This is a genomic window from Vibrio penaeicida (genome assembly GCF_030689305.1).
Classification (GTDB): domain Bacteria; phylum Pseudomonadota; class Gammaproteobacteria; order Enterobacterales; family Vibrionaceae; genus Vibrio; species Vibrio penaeicida_B.
In genome coordinates this window covers 401,456-416,134 of the sequence record NZ_JAUYVM010000001.1, presented here as the reverse complement: position 1 = coordinate 416,134, position 14,679 = coordinate 401,456, and the positions used below count along the sequence as shown (strand labels likewise).

Genomic DNA, 14,679 nt, shown 5'->3' with positions numbered 1-14,679 from the left:
GCTTAGCATTGAGCCGCTTTTGTTTGTATGGAGTGGCTTTTGTATTTATGGAGCAGCTATGATTCTCGTCAATGGAAGCCCCCAAGAATTACTTTCAGTTTCTGATCGAAGTTTCCAATATGGAGACGGTTGCTTTTCGACTCTTCTCACCTGCAAAAAACAAATCCAAGCATGGAATTATCATAAAGAGCGTCTTGCAGCATGTTTAAAAACCCTTAGGATTCCAGCGCCAAATTGGGGAGACGTTTATGCATGGTGCAACAAGGTTGCTTTGGATAAAGAAAAAGCGGGTCTGAAAATTCATATAAGTCGAGGTACAGGGGGAAGAGGATACGGTATTGCGGGCACATCTGCGCCAACCGTAACCATTACAGCATTCGACTACCCAGTGCATTACAACGAATGGGCCAGCAAAGGCGTGTCATTAGGCATTTGTGAAACTCATTTGGGTCACCAGCCTTTGCTTGCTGGTCTTAAGCACAACAACCGATTAGAGCAAGTATTGATTAAAGCCGAGATAGAGCAGAATGGTTGGAATGAAGCGATCGTCTGTGACTTTGAAGGCAACGTTATAGAAACCAGTGTGGCTAATCTATTTTGGGTGGACTCTGAATTTAGACTTTGTACGCCAAAGCTTAATTTGTGTGGTGTGGCTGGCATTATGCGGAAACAAGTCATTGAAGAAGCAATTACCAAGAAGATGACGCTTGTAGAACATGTATTTTCTATTGAAGAATTATTGAATGCAAAAGAAGTCTTTATGACCAATGCATTACTTCAGGTTTGTCCAATTACTTGTATTGATAAAACCCACTTCGAAATTGGCTCTCTAACCAATACTTTCCAGGAGATATTTGTAACGTGATTAAAAAAATTGCGATTTTTCTGGCTCTCTGCGCTGTGATCTTGGCGGCTGTAGGGTTTTACGTCAGTCAACAAGCTCAACAGTACATTAATCAACCCGTCACTAATTCGCAGCCAGAGCTAATTACCATCAAGCCCGGCACGAGTTTTCAAGGCGTATTAGCGCAATTTGAAAATGCGGGCTGGATTAGTACAAGCCCTTTTTCAAAACTTATTCGTCATGCGTATCCTGAGCTCGTTCAAGTGAAAGCGGGAACATTTCTGCTGAAGCCGGAAATGACGCTAAGCGAAGCGCTAATCTTTTTAGGGGAAGGTAAAGAGTATCAATTTGCTATTACTTTTGTTGAGGGAACAACTTTCAAAGAGTGGCGAGCTATATTGGATACGACTGAACACCTTCGTCATCTTACTCGCGGAAAGTCTGAACCGGAAATTGCGGAAGCACTTAATATAAACATGCAAAAATTGGAAGGTTTGTTTCTCGCTGAGACATATCATTTTACCGCCGGAACTTCAGACTTAGATATTCTTAAACGAGCGCATCGCGATCTGAATACAGCGCTGAAAAATGCATGGAAAGGCAAACAAGAAAAGTTGCCGCTAAAATCGACATACGAAGCCTTAATCTTAGCGTCAATTATCGAAAAAGAAACGGCGCTCGATGAGGAAAGAGAGCGGGTTTCATCGGTATTCATCAACCGCTTAAACAAAGGTATGCGCCTTCAAACTGACCCTACGGTGATTTATGGTATGGGTGAAAGCTATGATGGTAATATTCGAAAGAAAGATCTGCGTACACCTACGCCGTATAACACATACGTGATTAAAGGCCTCCCCCCAACGCCCATAGCAATGGCGGGTCCGGCCTCTATTGAAGCGGCGTTGAATCCAGAAAATAGTCGTTACCTATATTTTGTAGCCAGTGGTCATGGTGGCCACGTATTTAGCAAGAATTTGGCTGCTCACAACCGAGCAGTAAGACAATATTTGAAAGTACTAAGAAGTAAAAAATGAATCCAGCGAAGTTTATTGTTATCGAAGGTCTTGAAGGCGCAGGAAAAAGTACAGCTATTCAGGCTGTAAAAGAAAAACTGGCGCAACATGGTGTGCAGAATATTGTTAATACCAGAGAACCAGGCGGCACAGCGTTGGCTGAGAAAATGCGCTCGTTGGTGAAAGAAGAGCACGAAGGAGAAGCACTTCAAGATATTTCTGAATTGTTGCTCATGTACGCCGCTCGCGTTCAACTCGTTGAGACCGTGATTAAGCCAGCATTAGATTCTGGAGCTTGGGTTGTCGGTGATAGGCATGATATGTCATCACAAGCTTACCAAGGTGGTGGGCGTGAAATAGCGCGTGACACCATGGAATCGCTAAAAAAAGTGTCGTTAGGTGGTTTCAAGCCAGATCTGACGTTGTACCTTGATATTGACCCACGTGTTGGATTAGAGCGCGCTCGAGGAAGAGGGGAACTAGACCGTATCGAAAAAATGGATATCAGTTTTTTTGAGCGTACTCGTCAACGTTATCTCGAAATTGCGGAATCAGATCCAAGCGTTGTGATCGTGAATGCTGAGCAAGCCATTGAAGATGTTGCTCAGAGTCTAAACCAAGCCTTACAAAATTGGCTAGAGTCGCTGGAGAAATAATGTCCGATCTGCATCCTTGGCTACGTCTCACATGGAATCATTGGCAGTCGTTGTTAACCAACGATCGCGTGACGGGCGCTTTATTGTGCCATGCCCCAGAGGGATTAGGTGCACAGCAGTTAGCCGATAAGTTTGCACAGGCTTTGGTATGCAGTAATGCAACGGACGAAGCGTGTGGTTTTTGCCATAGCTGTGATTTATCAAAGTCTGGTAGTCATCCGGACATACACAGTATTGTGCCTGAAAAGGAAGGTAAATCGATAGTTGTTGATCAAATCCGCCAAGCCAATCGTTGGGCTTTAGAGTCTTCACAGCTTGGTGGTAAGCGCCTCATCATCATTAGCCCTGCTGAGGCAATGAATGAATCAGCATCTAATGCGTTACTAAAAACGTTAGAATCCCCAGCGGAAAACTGCGTATTTTTGTTGATGTCGGCAGATAAACATCAGCTGCTTCCTACTATTGTGAGCCGTTGCCAGCAGTGGGATATCGCGACACCTGAGTTTGCTGATGCGATGTCTTGGCTTAACCAGAATTCAGAACAGCCAGTTAGTGACTTGGCACTGAAACTGAGTCATGGTGCCCCGTTAGCCGCACTAGCGTTCGCGCGTGATGGTCAGGAAAAGCAATTTGAGGCGTTACTTAATAGTTTGTCACTTCAGCTTTCTTCTGCCATTCCTTCATATAATAACTTTTGGTCTGCTATTAAGGATCAGCCTGTCGAACGCCTTGGCTGGTTGAGTTTTGCGCTTACTAGTGCTCAAAAAGACTTTTTTGTCCAAGAAAAAAGTGCCTATTTAGAGCCTATTTTGAAATGGATTGACTATGATCTGGCGTACAAAAAAACTCGACAACTTAACCAATTAATTCATCAATTGAAGATGTTTCCTGGATTAAACGCAGAACTGCTTGTCGCAGACTGGTTTTTAGATTTACACGAGAAGAAAAATGTTTGTTGATTCGCATTGTCACCTAGATAAATTGAATTATGAAGAGCTGCATACAGGAGTGGCGGACGTTGTAGAGAAAGCGCGTAAAGCCAATGTTGAATATTTGCTTTCCGTTGGCGTTACCCTAGATAGCTTTTCAAAAATGATGGAGATGATTGAGCCATTTAACAACGTATCGGCTTCATGCGGAGTACACCCTTTGGATGTGGAAAGTACATTTTGCTTGGATAAGCTTTATGAATACGCCCGTCATCCACGAGTTGTGGCTATCGGTGAAACGGGGTTGGATTATCACTATAAGCCAGAGACCAAAGCGCTGCAGCTAGAGCGCTTTGAGCAACAAGTCGCTTTGGCGGTTGAAGTTGATAAGCCACTAATTATTCACACGAGGAATGCGCGTGAAGATACTTTGAAGCTTCTACGAGACGGAAATGCGCAAGAGTGTGGTGGTGTGATCCACTGTTTTACAGAGGATTTACCATTTGCAGAAGCTGCGATGGAGTTGGGCTTTTACATTTCGATTTCTGGCATAGTCACATTTCGCGCTGCGACGGAATTAAAAGAGGTTGTAAAAGCGCTGCCATTGGATAGATTGCTGATCGAAACCGACTCTCCATACTTAGCCCCAATTCCTCACCGAGGAAAAGAGAACCAACCCGCTTATGTTGTCGAGGTGGCTCAGTACATTGCGCAGTTAAAAAATGTGTCGTTAGGTGAAGTTGCTCAAGTAACAACCAGAAACTTCCAAAATCTTTTTTTGTGAAGAAAATGCCGAATTGATGAAAAAGGGAGCTTAGGCTCCCTTTTTTTATTCCAATTAGCCCATTTGATGATGTTCACCATATATGTTGGTGAATTAAATAACAAAATGGATAACTTGTAATTTTGTTACGTAAAATAACAAGTGTTCATTTTTTGTTTACCTTATGCTTAAGAGCTAAAGTTCAAATATATCAATTAAAAACAATGCTTTATGTGTTTGCAATCCTTTGCATTAGAGAATTACGATTGTGATCACGGTACTGTTTTGGAACTAAATTTCAGAATGAGATTTAAAGGGTGAGTTAGGTCACGAAATATTTAGAGGCTAAAAATATAATCCATCTCAGGAATTCGTTCCTTTGAAACCTGACATGTTTACTAGAGTGATTGATATCGCGACATCGATATTGATTGTGGATGGTACAAGGCTACGGGGGTGTGCCGTCAGTGTTCAAAATACTAATAATCAATTTGGAGCATAAACATGTTTAAAAATCTTTTCGCTAACCTACAAAAAGTAGGTAAGGCGCTGATGCTTCCCGTTTCTGTGCTGCCGGTCGCGGGTATTCTCTTAGGTGTCGGTGCTGCCGATCTTAGTTTCATTCCAGAAGTTGTTTCTAATCTAATGGAAAAGGCGGGTGGTTCAGTATTTGGTCAGATGCCATTGTTGTTTGCCGTCGGTGTGGCTCTTGGCTTCACGAACAATGACGGTGTTTCTGGTTTGGCGTCAATCGTTGGTTACGGCATTATGGCTGCGACCATGAGCGTCCTTGCTCAAATGGATGTCGAGTCCGCACAAGCGGCAGCTCAAGCTGCTGGGCAGGTGTTAGATGACAGAAGCATTGAACTCATTACCAAACAGTATGAGACCGGTGTTCTAGGTGGGATCTTGGTAGGTGGTATTGCTGCTTGGTCATTTAATCGGTTCTTCAAAATTCAGCTGCCTGAATACTTGGGCTTCTTTGCGGGCAAACGCGCGGTGCCAATCATTACTGGCTTTCTAGCCATTGCGTTGGCGTTAGCTCTTTCTATTGTGTGGCCACCTGTTGCCGTTGTTATGCAAACTTTCTCGGATTGGGCTGCTCATCAAAACCCGCAAGTTGCGTTTGGTATTTATGGCGTAATTGAACGTTCATTGATTCCATTTGGTTTGCATCACGTTTGGAATGTCCCTTTCTTCTTTGAAGCGGGTTCATGTGTGAATGCGGCCGGTGAAGCTCAAAACGGCGTTCTTACTTGTTACCTAGTTGCTGATGAAGCATCTCGCGAAGCAGGTAATGGTTTTGGTCAGCTTGCTGGTGGATACATGTTCAAAATGTTTGGTTTGCCGGCAGCCGCGATAGCGATTGCTCATTGTGCAAAACCAGAAAACCGTGCAAAAGTGATGGGGATCATGGCATCTGCTGCTCTGACATCATTCCTAACGGGTATTACTGAACCAATCGAGTTCTCGTTCTTGTTCGTTGCACCTGTTCTTTATGGTATTCACGCGTTGTTAGCTGGTTCTGCATACGTTGTTGCAAATACCTTAGGCTTTGTTCACGGTACGTCGTTCTCACATGGCTTGATCGATTTTATTGTTCTTTCAGGAAACGCGCAAAAGCAATTCCTAATGATTGCGGTAGGTTTGGGTTATGCCGCAATATACTACTTTGTTTTCCGTACCGTCATTGTAGCGATGGATTTAAAAACGCCAGGTCGTGAAAGCGAATCTGAAGAAGAAGTGGTTGTATCGACTGGAACAGAGCTAGCGGGCGATTTAGTCTCAGCATTTGGTGGTAAAGCGAACATTACAGGCTTAGATGCATGTATCACTCGATTGCGTGTATCAGTAGCAGATACGGAGCAAGTTAATCAAGATCAGCTTAAAAAACTGGGAGCGGCAGGTGTCGTTGTTGTCTCTGGTGGTGTGCAAGCTATCTTTGGTACTCGTTCAGACAATCTAAAAACAGACATGGATGAGTGGATTCGCAATAACGCTTAATTTGCGTTTGCTTTATCCAACAAAGCCAGCCTTATTACGAGGCTGGCTTTTTGTTTTTTTAATGGCGGTATTAAGCAGGGTACACCACTGGAAAGTCACTTTTAGGGTGTTTGTCTATCAGTGTAGAAAAGCCATAAACCTCTTCAATGAGCTTTGGTTTTAAAGCTGACCAAGGTTCGCCATCTTCCACTATTTTACCTTCGTTTAAGAAGACTAATCTATCTGCATACTGAGCTGCCAAATTGAGATCATGTAGAACAACAATGACCGCTGCTCCTTCTGCTGCAAGCTTATTGGCAAGATTCAACGTACTGTGTTGATGAGCAAGATCGAGAGCCGAAGTTGGCTCGTCTAGCATAAGAATCTTATTTTCGCTGCTTGAGAGCTGTAGAAGAACTCGTGCGAGGTGGACGCGTTGTTTTTCGCCTCCGGAGAGTGAAGGGTAGAGCCTATCTGCCAAATTCAACACATCGACTTTTTTCATCATTTCAGTCGCGCGCGTTTGAATATCAGAGTGGGAAATCTTAAGCGGCATAGCGCCAAGCTCTACCACTTCTTTTGCTAGAAAAGGGAAACTCAAAGTACTGTGTTGAGGCAGCATACCAACGTGTCTCGCAAGTTCACTTTTATTCCAATTCGAGCGTGATTTTCCTAAATATCGGATGTCTGAGTGAGAAGGTATTTCACCATTGAGCAATTTAAGAAGGCTACTTTTTCCAGCACCATTTGAACCTAATAGTGCTGTTACTTGTCCTGAAAAAACATCGATGGAAAGGTTATCAATGATCTTTCGATTACCAAAACTTAAATCGAGATTCTGTGCAGACAACACTCGAGAATTCTGAGGCATCATATTATTTTCCCTCTTTGCTGAACCAAAATGAACAGGAAAAAAGGTGTGCCAATGAGAGCGGTAACAATACCCACAGGCAATTCAGCTGGAGTTACTGCCACGCGAGCTATCATGTCCGACACGGTTAACAGCAGCGCACCAAACAAAGCAGATAGCGGGAGTAAGCTTCGATGATCGGGGCCTACCAACATTCTAATTAAGTGTGGAACGACCAAGCCAATGAAGCCTATGATACCTGTTAAGCTTACTGCTACGCCAACGCCCATTGCTGACATAATAATGAGTCGTCTTTTAAAAGACTGAACGTTTACGCCCATGTGCGCGGCTTCAGATTCTCCTAGCAACATAGCGTTTAAGGGCATAGCTTCACGTCGAAAGGCAAAATAGAGTAACGCAAGAGTTGCAGCACTTAGACCTATTCCAGACCAAGTTGCACCTGCGAGAGAGCCCATAGACCACAAAGAGAGGTCGCGGAGTGCTTGATCGTCGGCAGCGAAGTTCAGATAACCAATTCCAGCACCGCTTAGCGCACTGATGGCAATGCCCGCTAATAGCATTATCGTGACTGATGTACCGAACTTACTCGTACCCAATCGGTACACGATCATAGTTGTAATTACGCCACCAATAAAAGCAAACACTGGAACTGCAAAAAGGCTCGCTATGGCAGATGCATTTTCTAGCCAACTTGCAAGTAATACCATCGCAAGGGCTGCCCCAAGCATTGCGCCCGCCGACACACCAATAATTCCAGGTTCGGCAAGTGGGTTGCGAAATAATCCCTGCATTACGGCACCACAAAGCGCCAATATAGCACCAATAATCAAACACATGAGTGTACGAGGCAAACGTATTTCTGTGATGACTACCTGAATATGGCTCGGCAATTCAAAAAGTGAAGGGAGTAAGCTTTTGAAGCTATCCAATATGGAGATGTTCATTGGACCAACCGCAATAGAGCTTGCTGAAATAAACACCAATAACGCAGAAAACAGCAACAACAATGCTGAAATTGGAATTCGTCTGAGCATGATTAGTTCTTTTCAGGTGCGTATAAAATCTTATTTACGCGTTGAGCTTCTTCAAGTGTCTTAAGCCCCAAACCGCCAACTAAAGCTTGTCCATCAATCGTAACGAAAGCTTTGTTTTTACCTGCTGGTGTGGCGGCTAATAAAGGCATTGATTTCAATATTGCATCAGCACCGCCCAGTTTTTCCCAACTGCGTCCACTGACGAGAATGACATCTGGTTGCATTTCTACTAAAGACTCAGTTGAAAGAGGTTTATAAGACTTTACAGACTGAGCGACTGGGTTAAGTGCACCAGCCAATGTAATTAACGCATCTGGGGTCGTTTCGCTACCTGCAACATTGGCAGGGCGACCTTCATGAATTAGAAGGAAGAGTACACGTTTTTGTTCGGCTTTGGCTGGGTGGTTATTTTGAATGGACTCGATCTTTTCTTGCACGGTTTGTTTTAATGCACCTGCTTTTTCGTTTGTATGAGTAATCGATGCCACTTCATCAATTCGCTCTAACAGACCATCAACAGTAGGGGATGTATTGACGACTTCAACTTTTACGCCAGCATTCTTTAATAATGTCAGTGTGGTTTCTGGTCCCATTTCTTCGGAGCCGATAAGCATGTTTGGCGACAACGCTAAGAGACCCTCTGCAGACAATTGACGATGATAACCAATCACCGGCAAGCGCTTTCCCTCTGGTTGTGCGCTTGTGACATCGACGGCAACAAGCTGGGAAGATGCACCAAGTGCATCAACCAATTCAGTTACCGCTGAGCCCGCACTGATAAGACGCTCTTGGGCGATAAGAGATGTACTTGCTAGCAAAGAAGCCAGTGCAATCGTCAGAGTTTTTAAGAATGAGTGAGTCTTGTCCATAATGTGAAAAATTCTTTTTTTGGTTAAGGTTTCAGTTTGTACTGTTGCATATTGTCGTTTTTAGAAATAAATACACTACTGTGACATACTGATACGAATGACACTAATTATCAATTGCATTATCATAATCGGAAACTTACTATATTGCGAGCTTAGTTATCTAAGCCTTTTGAGGCACAATTCGTGTAAGTAAAAATGACTATAAACCTTCAAATGCTAGACGAATCTGTATTGGGTGCATCTACCCCAGATCCGTTGAGATTTGCCTTCGAGAAAAAGCATTCAGCACACGCTGGAGCTCACGCACAGCCTCCACTTTCTCAAGAGCAACTATCCGAGCAGCTAAAAAAAGTGTTGTCAGATGCACAAGGTGTAGCTGGCAAAAAAAGATGCCTTTATGTTCATGTTCCTTTCTGCCGAGTGCGTTGTACGTTTTGCAATTTCTTTCAGAATGCTGCAAGCCGGAAACTAGTCGATGAATACTTCGCTGCATTGTTAGTAGAATTGGAACATAAAGCGAAACAACCTTGGACTCAGTCCAACGTGTTTCATGCTGTGTATATAGGTGGCGGAACACCAACAGATCTATCACCTGAGCAAATTAGGATTCTCGGAACCAAGATTCGAACCTTGTTTCCACTGACCACGGATTGTGAAATTACACTTGAAGGTCGTATAAATCGTTTCAGCGATGAAATGTTTGATAATGCTTTGGAAGGTGGGTTTAACCGCTTTTCTTTTGGTGTACAGAGTTTTAATACGCTTGTTCGCCGGACAGCGAAACGCTTAGATGATAGAGAAGTAGTGCTTAATCGTTTATCTGAGCTGAGCCGTCAAGAAGCTGCACCCATTGTTATCGATTTACTCTATGGCTTGCCTCATCAGAATAGTGATGTTTTTGAGCAGGATTTAAAGGATTACATAGATACAGGTGCGCATGGCATTGATTTGTACCAATTGATGGTTGGAGGCTCTGCTCCGATGATCAATTTAGTTGAAAAAGGGAAAATGCCTCCGCCGGCATCAACTCCCGAAAAGGCAGCATTGTTCGCACAGGGTGTGGATTTTATGTCGAAGCACCACATCAAGCGACTGAGTGTTAACCATTGGGCTCGAGATAACCGCGAACGTAGTCTGTATAACAGTATCGCAAAAACATCTGCTGAGGTTTTACCTGTTGGATGTGGAGCGGGAGGACATTTGTCGGGGTATTCATTGATGAATGTACGTACGCTCGATCAATATAATGAGCGAGTGAAATCGGGCTTACCGACAGCCGCTATGATGATGCCCCGATCTTTGCACGCCGACTTGCACGACGAGGTAAAAGCTGGCTTTGATTCTGGAGTCCTACGCGCAAGTGGTCTTGAAAGTGCCGGATATTCTGGAGTGTTTTCATGGCTAAGACCATTGTTTGAAAACTGGCAGGAAAAAGGCTTGGTCAATCTTGAAGGAGACTACCTTACGTTGACAGTTGTTGGCTCATTTTGGTCGGTTACATTGGCTCAGGGAGTGATTCAGGCATTGCAATACTACGAAAGAGAAGCCTGCGTGGCTTAGCTCAATATTGGAAATGATTATGGAAAAAAATGAACTAAAGCAGAAAGTCGCACAGATTTTAGAGCAAGACCCAACATTGTTACCTGTTTCAGTTGCGGAGCAGCTTGACGTTTCTGAACATGATGTTGTTCGCTCGTTGCCTGAAGGTATGGTGACAATGATTGATGGTGAGTTCGCACAGGAACTTCTAGAAGGGCTTGTAGGGTGGGGACCTGTAACCACCATCGTTCACTCAATGGGATCAATATTTGAAGTGAAAGCCCCTTTCCCGAAAGGAAAAGTAGCACGAGGCTACTACAACCTTATGGGAGATAAAGGCGAAATGCATGGTCATTTAAAACTAGACCTTGTGAAAAGCGTTGCGCTTGTTAGTAAACCGTTTAGGGGTAAAGAAAGTCATTACTTTGGATTTTTTACAGAGCAAGGTGACAGCATCTTTAAAATTTACCTAGGGCGAGACGAAAGCCGGAAGTTGCTTCCGGATCAGGTAGAGAAATTTAACGCGCTTAAAAAGCAGTACGTCTAAATTACATAGTCACACGCTACGCCACATAAATGGGGTTCCATAAATTAATAAACTTAAAGTAGCGTGCTAGATTGAGAATAAGTGGTAGGAGAGAAAATGATGGATCAAGTTGTTAAGCAAGAGCGTCTTCAAACGCGTTTGGGACCAGAAATTAAAGAATTTCGTGCAGAGCGAAAAACACTTCAACTGGCTACGGTAGATGGCGAAAACCGACCAAATGTTAGTTATGCTCCTTTTGTTCAGAATGAGAACGGATATTTCGTTTTGATTTCTGAGATTGCTCGTCACGCTAGAAACCTAGGTCAAAACCCTCAAGTTTCGATCATGATGATTGAAGATGAAGATTCATCTAAGCAATTATTCGCACGCAAGCGCTTAACATTTGACGCTACGGCATCCGTCGTTGATAGAGAAGAAGCACTTTGGGGAGAAGTTGTCGATCAGATGAGAGGTCGATTTGGCGATATCATTGATGGTCTTAGCCAGCTTCAAGATTTTAAACTCTTTAAACTAACGCCAATACAAGGGTTATTTGTTAAAGGTTTTGGTCAAGCGTTCCAAGTATCTGGTGATGATTTAGTTGATGTTGTGCATCTTCAAGAAGGTCACAAAAAAGCCGAACAAGATTAAGATATGCTCAGTAGGACCTAACTTTGCGTCAAGCGAAGAGACCAGAGGAAAAGATCAGCAATGCTGGTCTTTTTTGTTTTCCAAGCCGATAAAGTTGATATCTCAACAGCAATAGTTTGTGCGCTTGGACACCGTCGCGTTCATGAGCTCTAGTGTTTAATGTTTTTACAGAAACCTTACCTCTTTCCTATTTACCCTTTCGAGAGATTTACGCACAATCCGCGCAATGAAAATATGTGAGGGTTGAAAATGAATCGACTTACGTTATCGCTAAATACTTTGTCGTTAAGATCACTATCTCTAAGCGTATTCGCGCTAACAATGGGAATATCTCAAACTGCAATGGCTGAATCGTCACCAAGTGGGGATTGGAAGTTTGGTATGGCAATCGATCAAGGGCTGAGTGCGGTTGCTCAATATCAAGACACCTATAATTTTGCTATTGGCAATCATGGCGTGTCTGCCGACTATCTACTGAAGAAAGGACGCTTTGAATCCTCTGATGTTCCATTCACTTGGTATTTTGGTGCAGGTGGCTGGATTGGGTGGGAAGAAAGCTTTGGTCCAAGACTGCCTTTGGGGTTAGATTGGGATTTTGCTAATGGCTGGGACGCTTATGTTCAGGTAGCGCCAGGGTTAAATGTGCATAAAGGATTGAATCTCGGTTTAGATGCTTCGTTAGGCATTCGTTATGCGTTTTGAGCAGATTGAAGAATAGGAAATGCCGGCTATCTTAGCCGGCATTTAACGTAAATAGAGTAGAGATTTTAATCTTGCTTATTCATTGCACGTTTAATGCAGATGGCCGCGCCACCCCAAGTAATGCCTAAGCCTAAAACCATCATGATGATTGCACTTGTTGTCATGCGTTGCTCTCCTTACTGCTAGTAGCGTTAATAATTAGACCGAATACAAATAATGCAGCAATGAGTGCCCAACCTAGCGTTAGGTCGTAGCCGCCATAGCCTTCTGTGAATAGCGCGTTCAGTTTAGTCACCAAAATAATCGCTAAAATCACTGGAGTAATGAAGCGTAGGCATATGTCGAACCATTGGCCGATAGAGAAATCCGATGTGGAATTCACGTATTCACGTACATCACCAACTTTATTCAACAGCCAAGCCATTAGCAAGATTTCAATGAAGCCACCCAGCATAATACCAACGTTGTTCGCGAAATGGTCAACCAAGTCAAGTAGCAACAAACCACCATTGGTTGCAAATGCCATTGAAACAACAAGGCCTACACCGATGACAATATTTGCCGCTTTCTTACGGCTCCACTTTAGTTTGTCCATAATGGCAGATGTTACGGCTTCCATTATAGAAATGTGAGAACTCAAACCAGCAACAACAAGAGCAAAGAAGAACAGCGGACCAAGAATGTAAGGTGCCGGAAGTAAGTTAATGGCAGCTGGAAGTGTTACGAAAGCCAAGCCAACACCTGCTGAAACAACTTCAGTAAGTGGCTTACCTTGTTCCTGAGCCATATAACCCAACACAGAAAATATCATGATACCTGCAAGGATAGAGAATCCGCAGTTAATCAAAACGGTCATGAATGCGTTGTTTGTTATGTCTGATTTTTCAGGCAAGTAGCTTGAATAAGCGAGCATAATGGCAAAACCAATACTCAAGGTGAAAAAGATCTGACCATACGCAGCGGCCCAAACTTTTACGTCCCAGATCTTACTGAAATCAGGTTCAAACATATAGTTCACACCATCTAGGGCACCTGGTAGAAAGACCATACGACCAATAAGTGCGATAACCATAATGAATAAAACAGGCATCATAATCTTAGAAGCACGTTCGATACCGGCTTTTACGCCTCCAACGATTGCGGCGTAGGTGATTCCCCAAGCAATAAGCATTGCAATGGCAATTTTCCATTGGATACTGCCTAGATTCGTCGGGGAGTTGTCGCCGAGTTGCAAGTATTCGCTGAAGAAGAATGCATTAGTATCTTCTCCCCACTCCTGAGTAAACGACATTCCGAAATAAGAAATCGCCCATCCAATAACGGCAACGTAGTACACAGCAATAACTGCAGCTACACCAACTTGGAACCAACCAAGCCATTCAAATTTTGAATGTATTTTTGCGAGTGTTTTCGGTGCAGAACCACGATATTTCTGTCCCATACTGAACTCTAGGATCATGAATGGGATACCAGCGGTGATCATGGCAAAAAGGTATGGAATAAAAAATGCGCCGCCACCGTTCTCGTAGGCCATGTAAGGGAAACGCCAAATGTTCCCTAACCCGATTGCTGATCCTACTGCGGCAAGAATAAAGCCCGCACGGGATCCCCATTGTTCTCGTTTCATTATATAACTCCTAACGACTTTACTAAGCTCAAAATTCTCACCACAAACGGTTCCCTTTTATGTTTTGTTATTGCTCTGGAGTCATATGAACGATACGAACTGTATGTTAAATGGCAATATCTTAGGGGTTAACTCTGATTTGTGGGTTATAACTTAGTGGTTAATTCTGATTATTACGATGTGTGTGTGCATATTCTGGAATATTCCGCTATGCATAGAGTCGAGACTACCCATTAACCAGTTGTAAGGCAATAGTTTCTATTGTGTGGATTGTTGTTTGTTACTTGTCTTTAATTTGACATAAACCTAATAAATCAGTGAATGATTCTGATTTTTTACTACCTTGATTTCTTATAAAACTATTATTAGCTATTTAATAAAAATTAATAACTTTGGTTGTGAAAAGTTCATTTGACGGAAAAAACAGCAAATATTGATGTTTGTGTTCTGAATTCATCGAAATGCGATGAAAGAATTCAAATGTGATACTGGCAGCATACTTAAAACGTGGATAGCGAGAAGTCTTGAATGGAAGAGTATCTGCTGTTATTAATTTGTTAATAACCGGAGGTGATGTATGGACTTTGATTTTAAATTTGCCCTTGGAACAACCGTCGTTGTATTTACTGTGCTTGTGGCGTTTGCAGTTATAGCCATTACAACTGCTTAAGA

At 43.0% G+C, this 14,679-nt stretch carries 15 protein-coding genes and 1 pseudogene; 11 read left to right on the top strand and 5 right to left on the bottom strand.

The annotated features are described in order from the left end of the window. Positions 1 to 58: 58 nt before the first annotated feature. The 6 genes from pabC to ptsG all read left to right on the top strand — a co-directional run bounded on the left by pabC (position 59) and on the right by ptsG (position 6,209). Positions 59 to 865, top strand: a complete 807-nt coding sequence (gene pabC / locus Q8W40_RS01840) for an aminodeoxychorismate lyase (protein WP_305395631.1) — start codon at positions 59 to 61, stop codon at positions 863 to 865. Then, on the top strand, positions 862 to 1,878 hold the full coding sequence (gene mltG, locus Q8W40_RS01835) for an endolytic transglycosylase MltG (protein WP_305395630.1): 1,017 nt from the start codon (positions 862 to 864) through the stop codon (positions 1,876 to 1,878). The genes pabC and mltG overlap by 4 nt, the downstream gene beginning before the upstream one ends. Continuing rightward, complete coding sequence (gene tmk / locus Q8W40_RS01830; protein WP_305395629.1) at positions 1,875 to 2,513, top strand: dTMP kinase; 639 nt, start codon at positions 1,875 to 1,877, stop codon at positions 2,511 to 2,513. The genes mltG and tmk overlap by 4 nt, the downstream gene beginning before the upstream one ends. Continuing rightward, positions 2,513 to 3,472: a DNA polymerase III subunit delta' gene (gene holB, locus Q8W40_RS01825; RefSeq protein ID WP_305395628.1), complete on the top strand. Its 960-nt coding sequence runs from the start codon at positions 2,513 to 2,515 to the stop codon at positions 3,470 to 3,472. The genes tmk and holB overlap by 1 nt, the downstream gene beginning before the upstream one ends. After that, positions 3,462 to 4,226, top strand: coding sequence for a TatD family hydrolase (locus tag Q8W40_RS01820; RefSeq protein ID WP_305395627.1), 765 nt, complete (start codon positions 3,462 to 3,464; stop codon positions 4,224 to 4,226). The genes holB and Q8W40_RS01820 overlap by 11 nt, the downstream gene beginning before the upstream one ends. A gap of 483 nt (positions 4,227 to 4,709) precedes the next feature. Next, entirely contained in the window at positions 4,710 to 6,209 is a 1,500-nt protein-coding gene (gene ptsG, locus Q8W40_RS01815; protein WP_305395626.1) for a PTS glucose transporter subunit IIBC, read from the top strand. 70 nt (positions 6,210 to 6,279) lie between these two features. Here the strand turns inward: ptsG and Q8W40_RS01810 are convergent, their stop codons facing one another. The 3 genes from Q8W40_RS01810 to Q8W40_RS01800 are packed head-to-tail and all read right to left on the bottom strand — an operon-like array spanning position 6,280 to position 8,962. After that, the gene (locus tag Q8W40_RS01810; RefSeq protein ID WP_305395625.1) at positions 6,280 to 7,062 is read right to left on the bottom strand and encodes a heme ABC transporter ATP-binding protein; all 783 of its coding nucleotides are present in this window, start codon (positions 7,060 to 7,062) and stop codon (positions 6,280 to 6,282) included. Next, on the bottom strand, positions 7,059 to 8,096 hold the full coding sequence (locus Q8W40_RS01805; protein ID WP_305395854.1) for a FecCD family ABC transporter permease: 1,038 nt from the start codon (positions 8,094 to 8,096) through the stop codon (positions 7,059 to 7,061). The genes Q8W40_RS01810 and Q8W40_RS01805 overlap by 4 nt, the downstream gene beginning before the upstream one ends. Continuing rightward, the gene (locus tag Q8W40_RS01800) at positions 8,096 to 8,962 is read right to left on the bottom strand and encodes a heme/hemin ABC transporter substrate-binding protein (protein ID WP_305395624.1); all 867 of its coding nucleotides are present in this window, start codon (positions 8,960 to 8,962) and stop codon (positions 8,096 to 8,098) included. The genes Q8W40_RS01805 and Q8W40_RS01800 overlap by 1 nt, the downstream gene beginning before the upstream one ends. A gap of 195 nt (positions 8,963 to 9,157) precedes the next feature. On the opposite strand from Q8W40_RS01800, the pseudogene hutW reads away from it, so the two are divergent. The 4 genes and pseudogenes from hutW to Q8W40_RS01780 form a co-directional block, all read left to right on the top strand. Beyond that, positions 9,158 to 10,489 (top strand): annotated as a pseudogene (gene hutW, locus Q8W40_RS01795) (heme anaerobic degradation radical SAM methyltransferase ChuW/HutW); the annotation flags it as partial. A 37-nt stretch (positions 10,490 to 10,526) separates the two neighbouring features. After that, complete coding sequence (gene hutX, locus Q8W40_RS01790) at positions 10,527 to 11,048, top strand: heme utilization cystosolic carrier protein HutX (RefSeq protein ID WP_180958391.1); 522 nt, start codon at positions 10,527 to 10,529, stop codon at positions 11,046 to 11,048. Positions 11,049 to 11,147: 99 nt separating this feature from the next. Further along, the gene (hutZ, locus tag Q8W40_RS01785; protein ID WP_101112297.1) at positions 11,148 to 11,678 is read left to right on the top strand and encodes a heme utilization protein HutZ; all 531 of its coding nucleotides are present in this window, start codon (positions 11,148 to 11,150) and stop codon (positions 11,676 to 11,678) included. A gap of 249 nt (positions 11,679 to 11,927) precedes the next feature. After that, the gene (locus Q8W40_RS01780; protein ID WP_305395622.1) at positions 11,928 to 12,380 is read left to right on the top strand and encodes a hypothetical protein; all 453 of its coding nucleotides are present in this window, start codon (positions 11,928 to 11,930) and stop codon (positions 12,378 to 12,380) included. A gap of 65 nt (positions 12,381 to 12,445) precedes the next feature. Here the strand turns inward: Q8W40_RS01780 and Q8W40_RS01775 are convergent, their stop codons facing one another. Together Q8W40_RS01775 and Q8W40_RS01770 are read right to left on the bottom strand one after the other, a co-directional pair. After that, positions 12,446 to 12,544 carry a MetS family NSS transporter small subunit gene (locus Q8W40_RS01775; RefSeq protein ID WP_104399330.1) on the bottom strand — a complete coding sequence of 33 codons (99 nt, stop codon included), beginning with the start codon at positions 12,542 to 12,544 and terminating at the stop codon, positions 12,446 to 12,448. Continuing rightward, positions 12,541 to 14,007: a sodium-dependent transporter gene (locus Q8W40_RS01770; RefSeq protein WP_305395621.1), complete on the bottom strand. Its 1,467-nt coding sequence runs from the start codon at positions 14,005 to 14,007 to the stop codon at positions 12,541 to 12,543. The genes Q8W40_RS01775 and Q8W40_RS01770 overlap by 4 nt, the downstream gene beginning before the upstream one ends. A gap of 577 nt (positions 14,008 to 14,584) precedes the next feature. On the opposite strand from Q8W40_RS01770, the gene cydH reads away from it, so the two are divergent. Further along, entirely contained in the window at positions 14,585 to 14,677 is a 93-nt protein-coding gene (gene cydH / locus Q8W40_RS28080; RefSeq protein ID WP_370693353.1) for a cytochrome bd-I oxidase subunit CydH, read from the top strand. Positions 14,678 to 14,679: the final 2 nt, after the last annotated feature.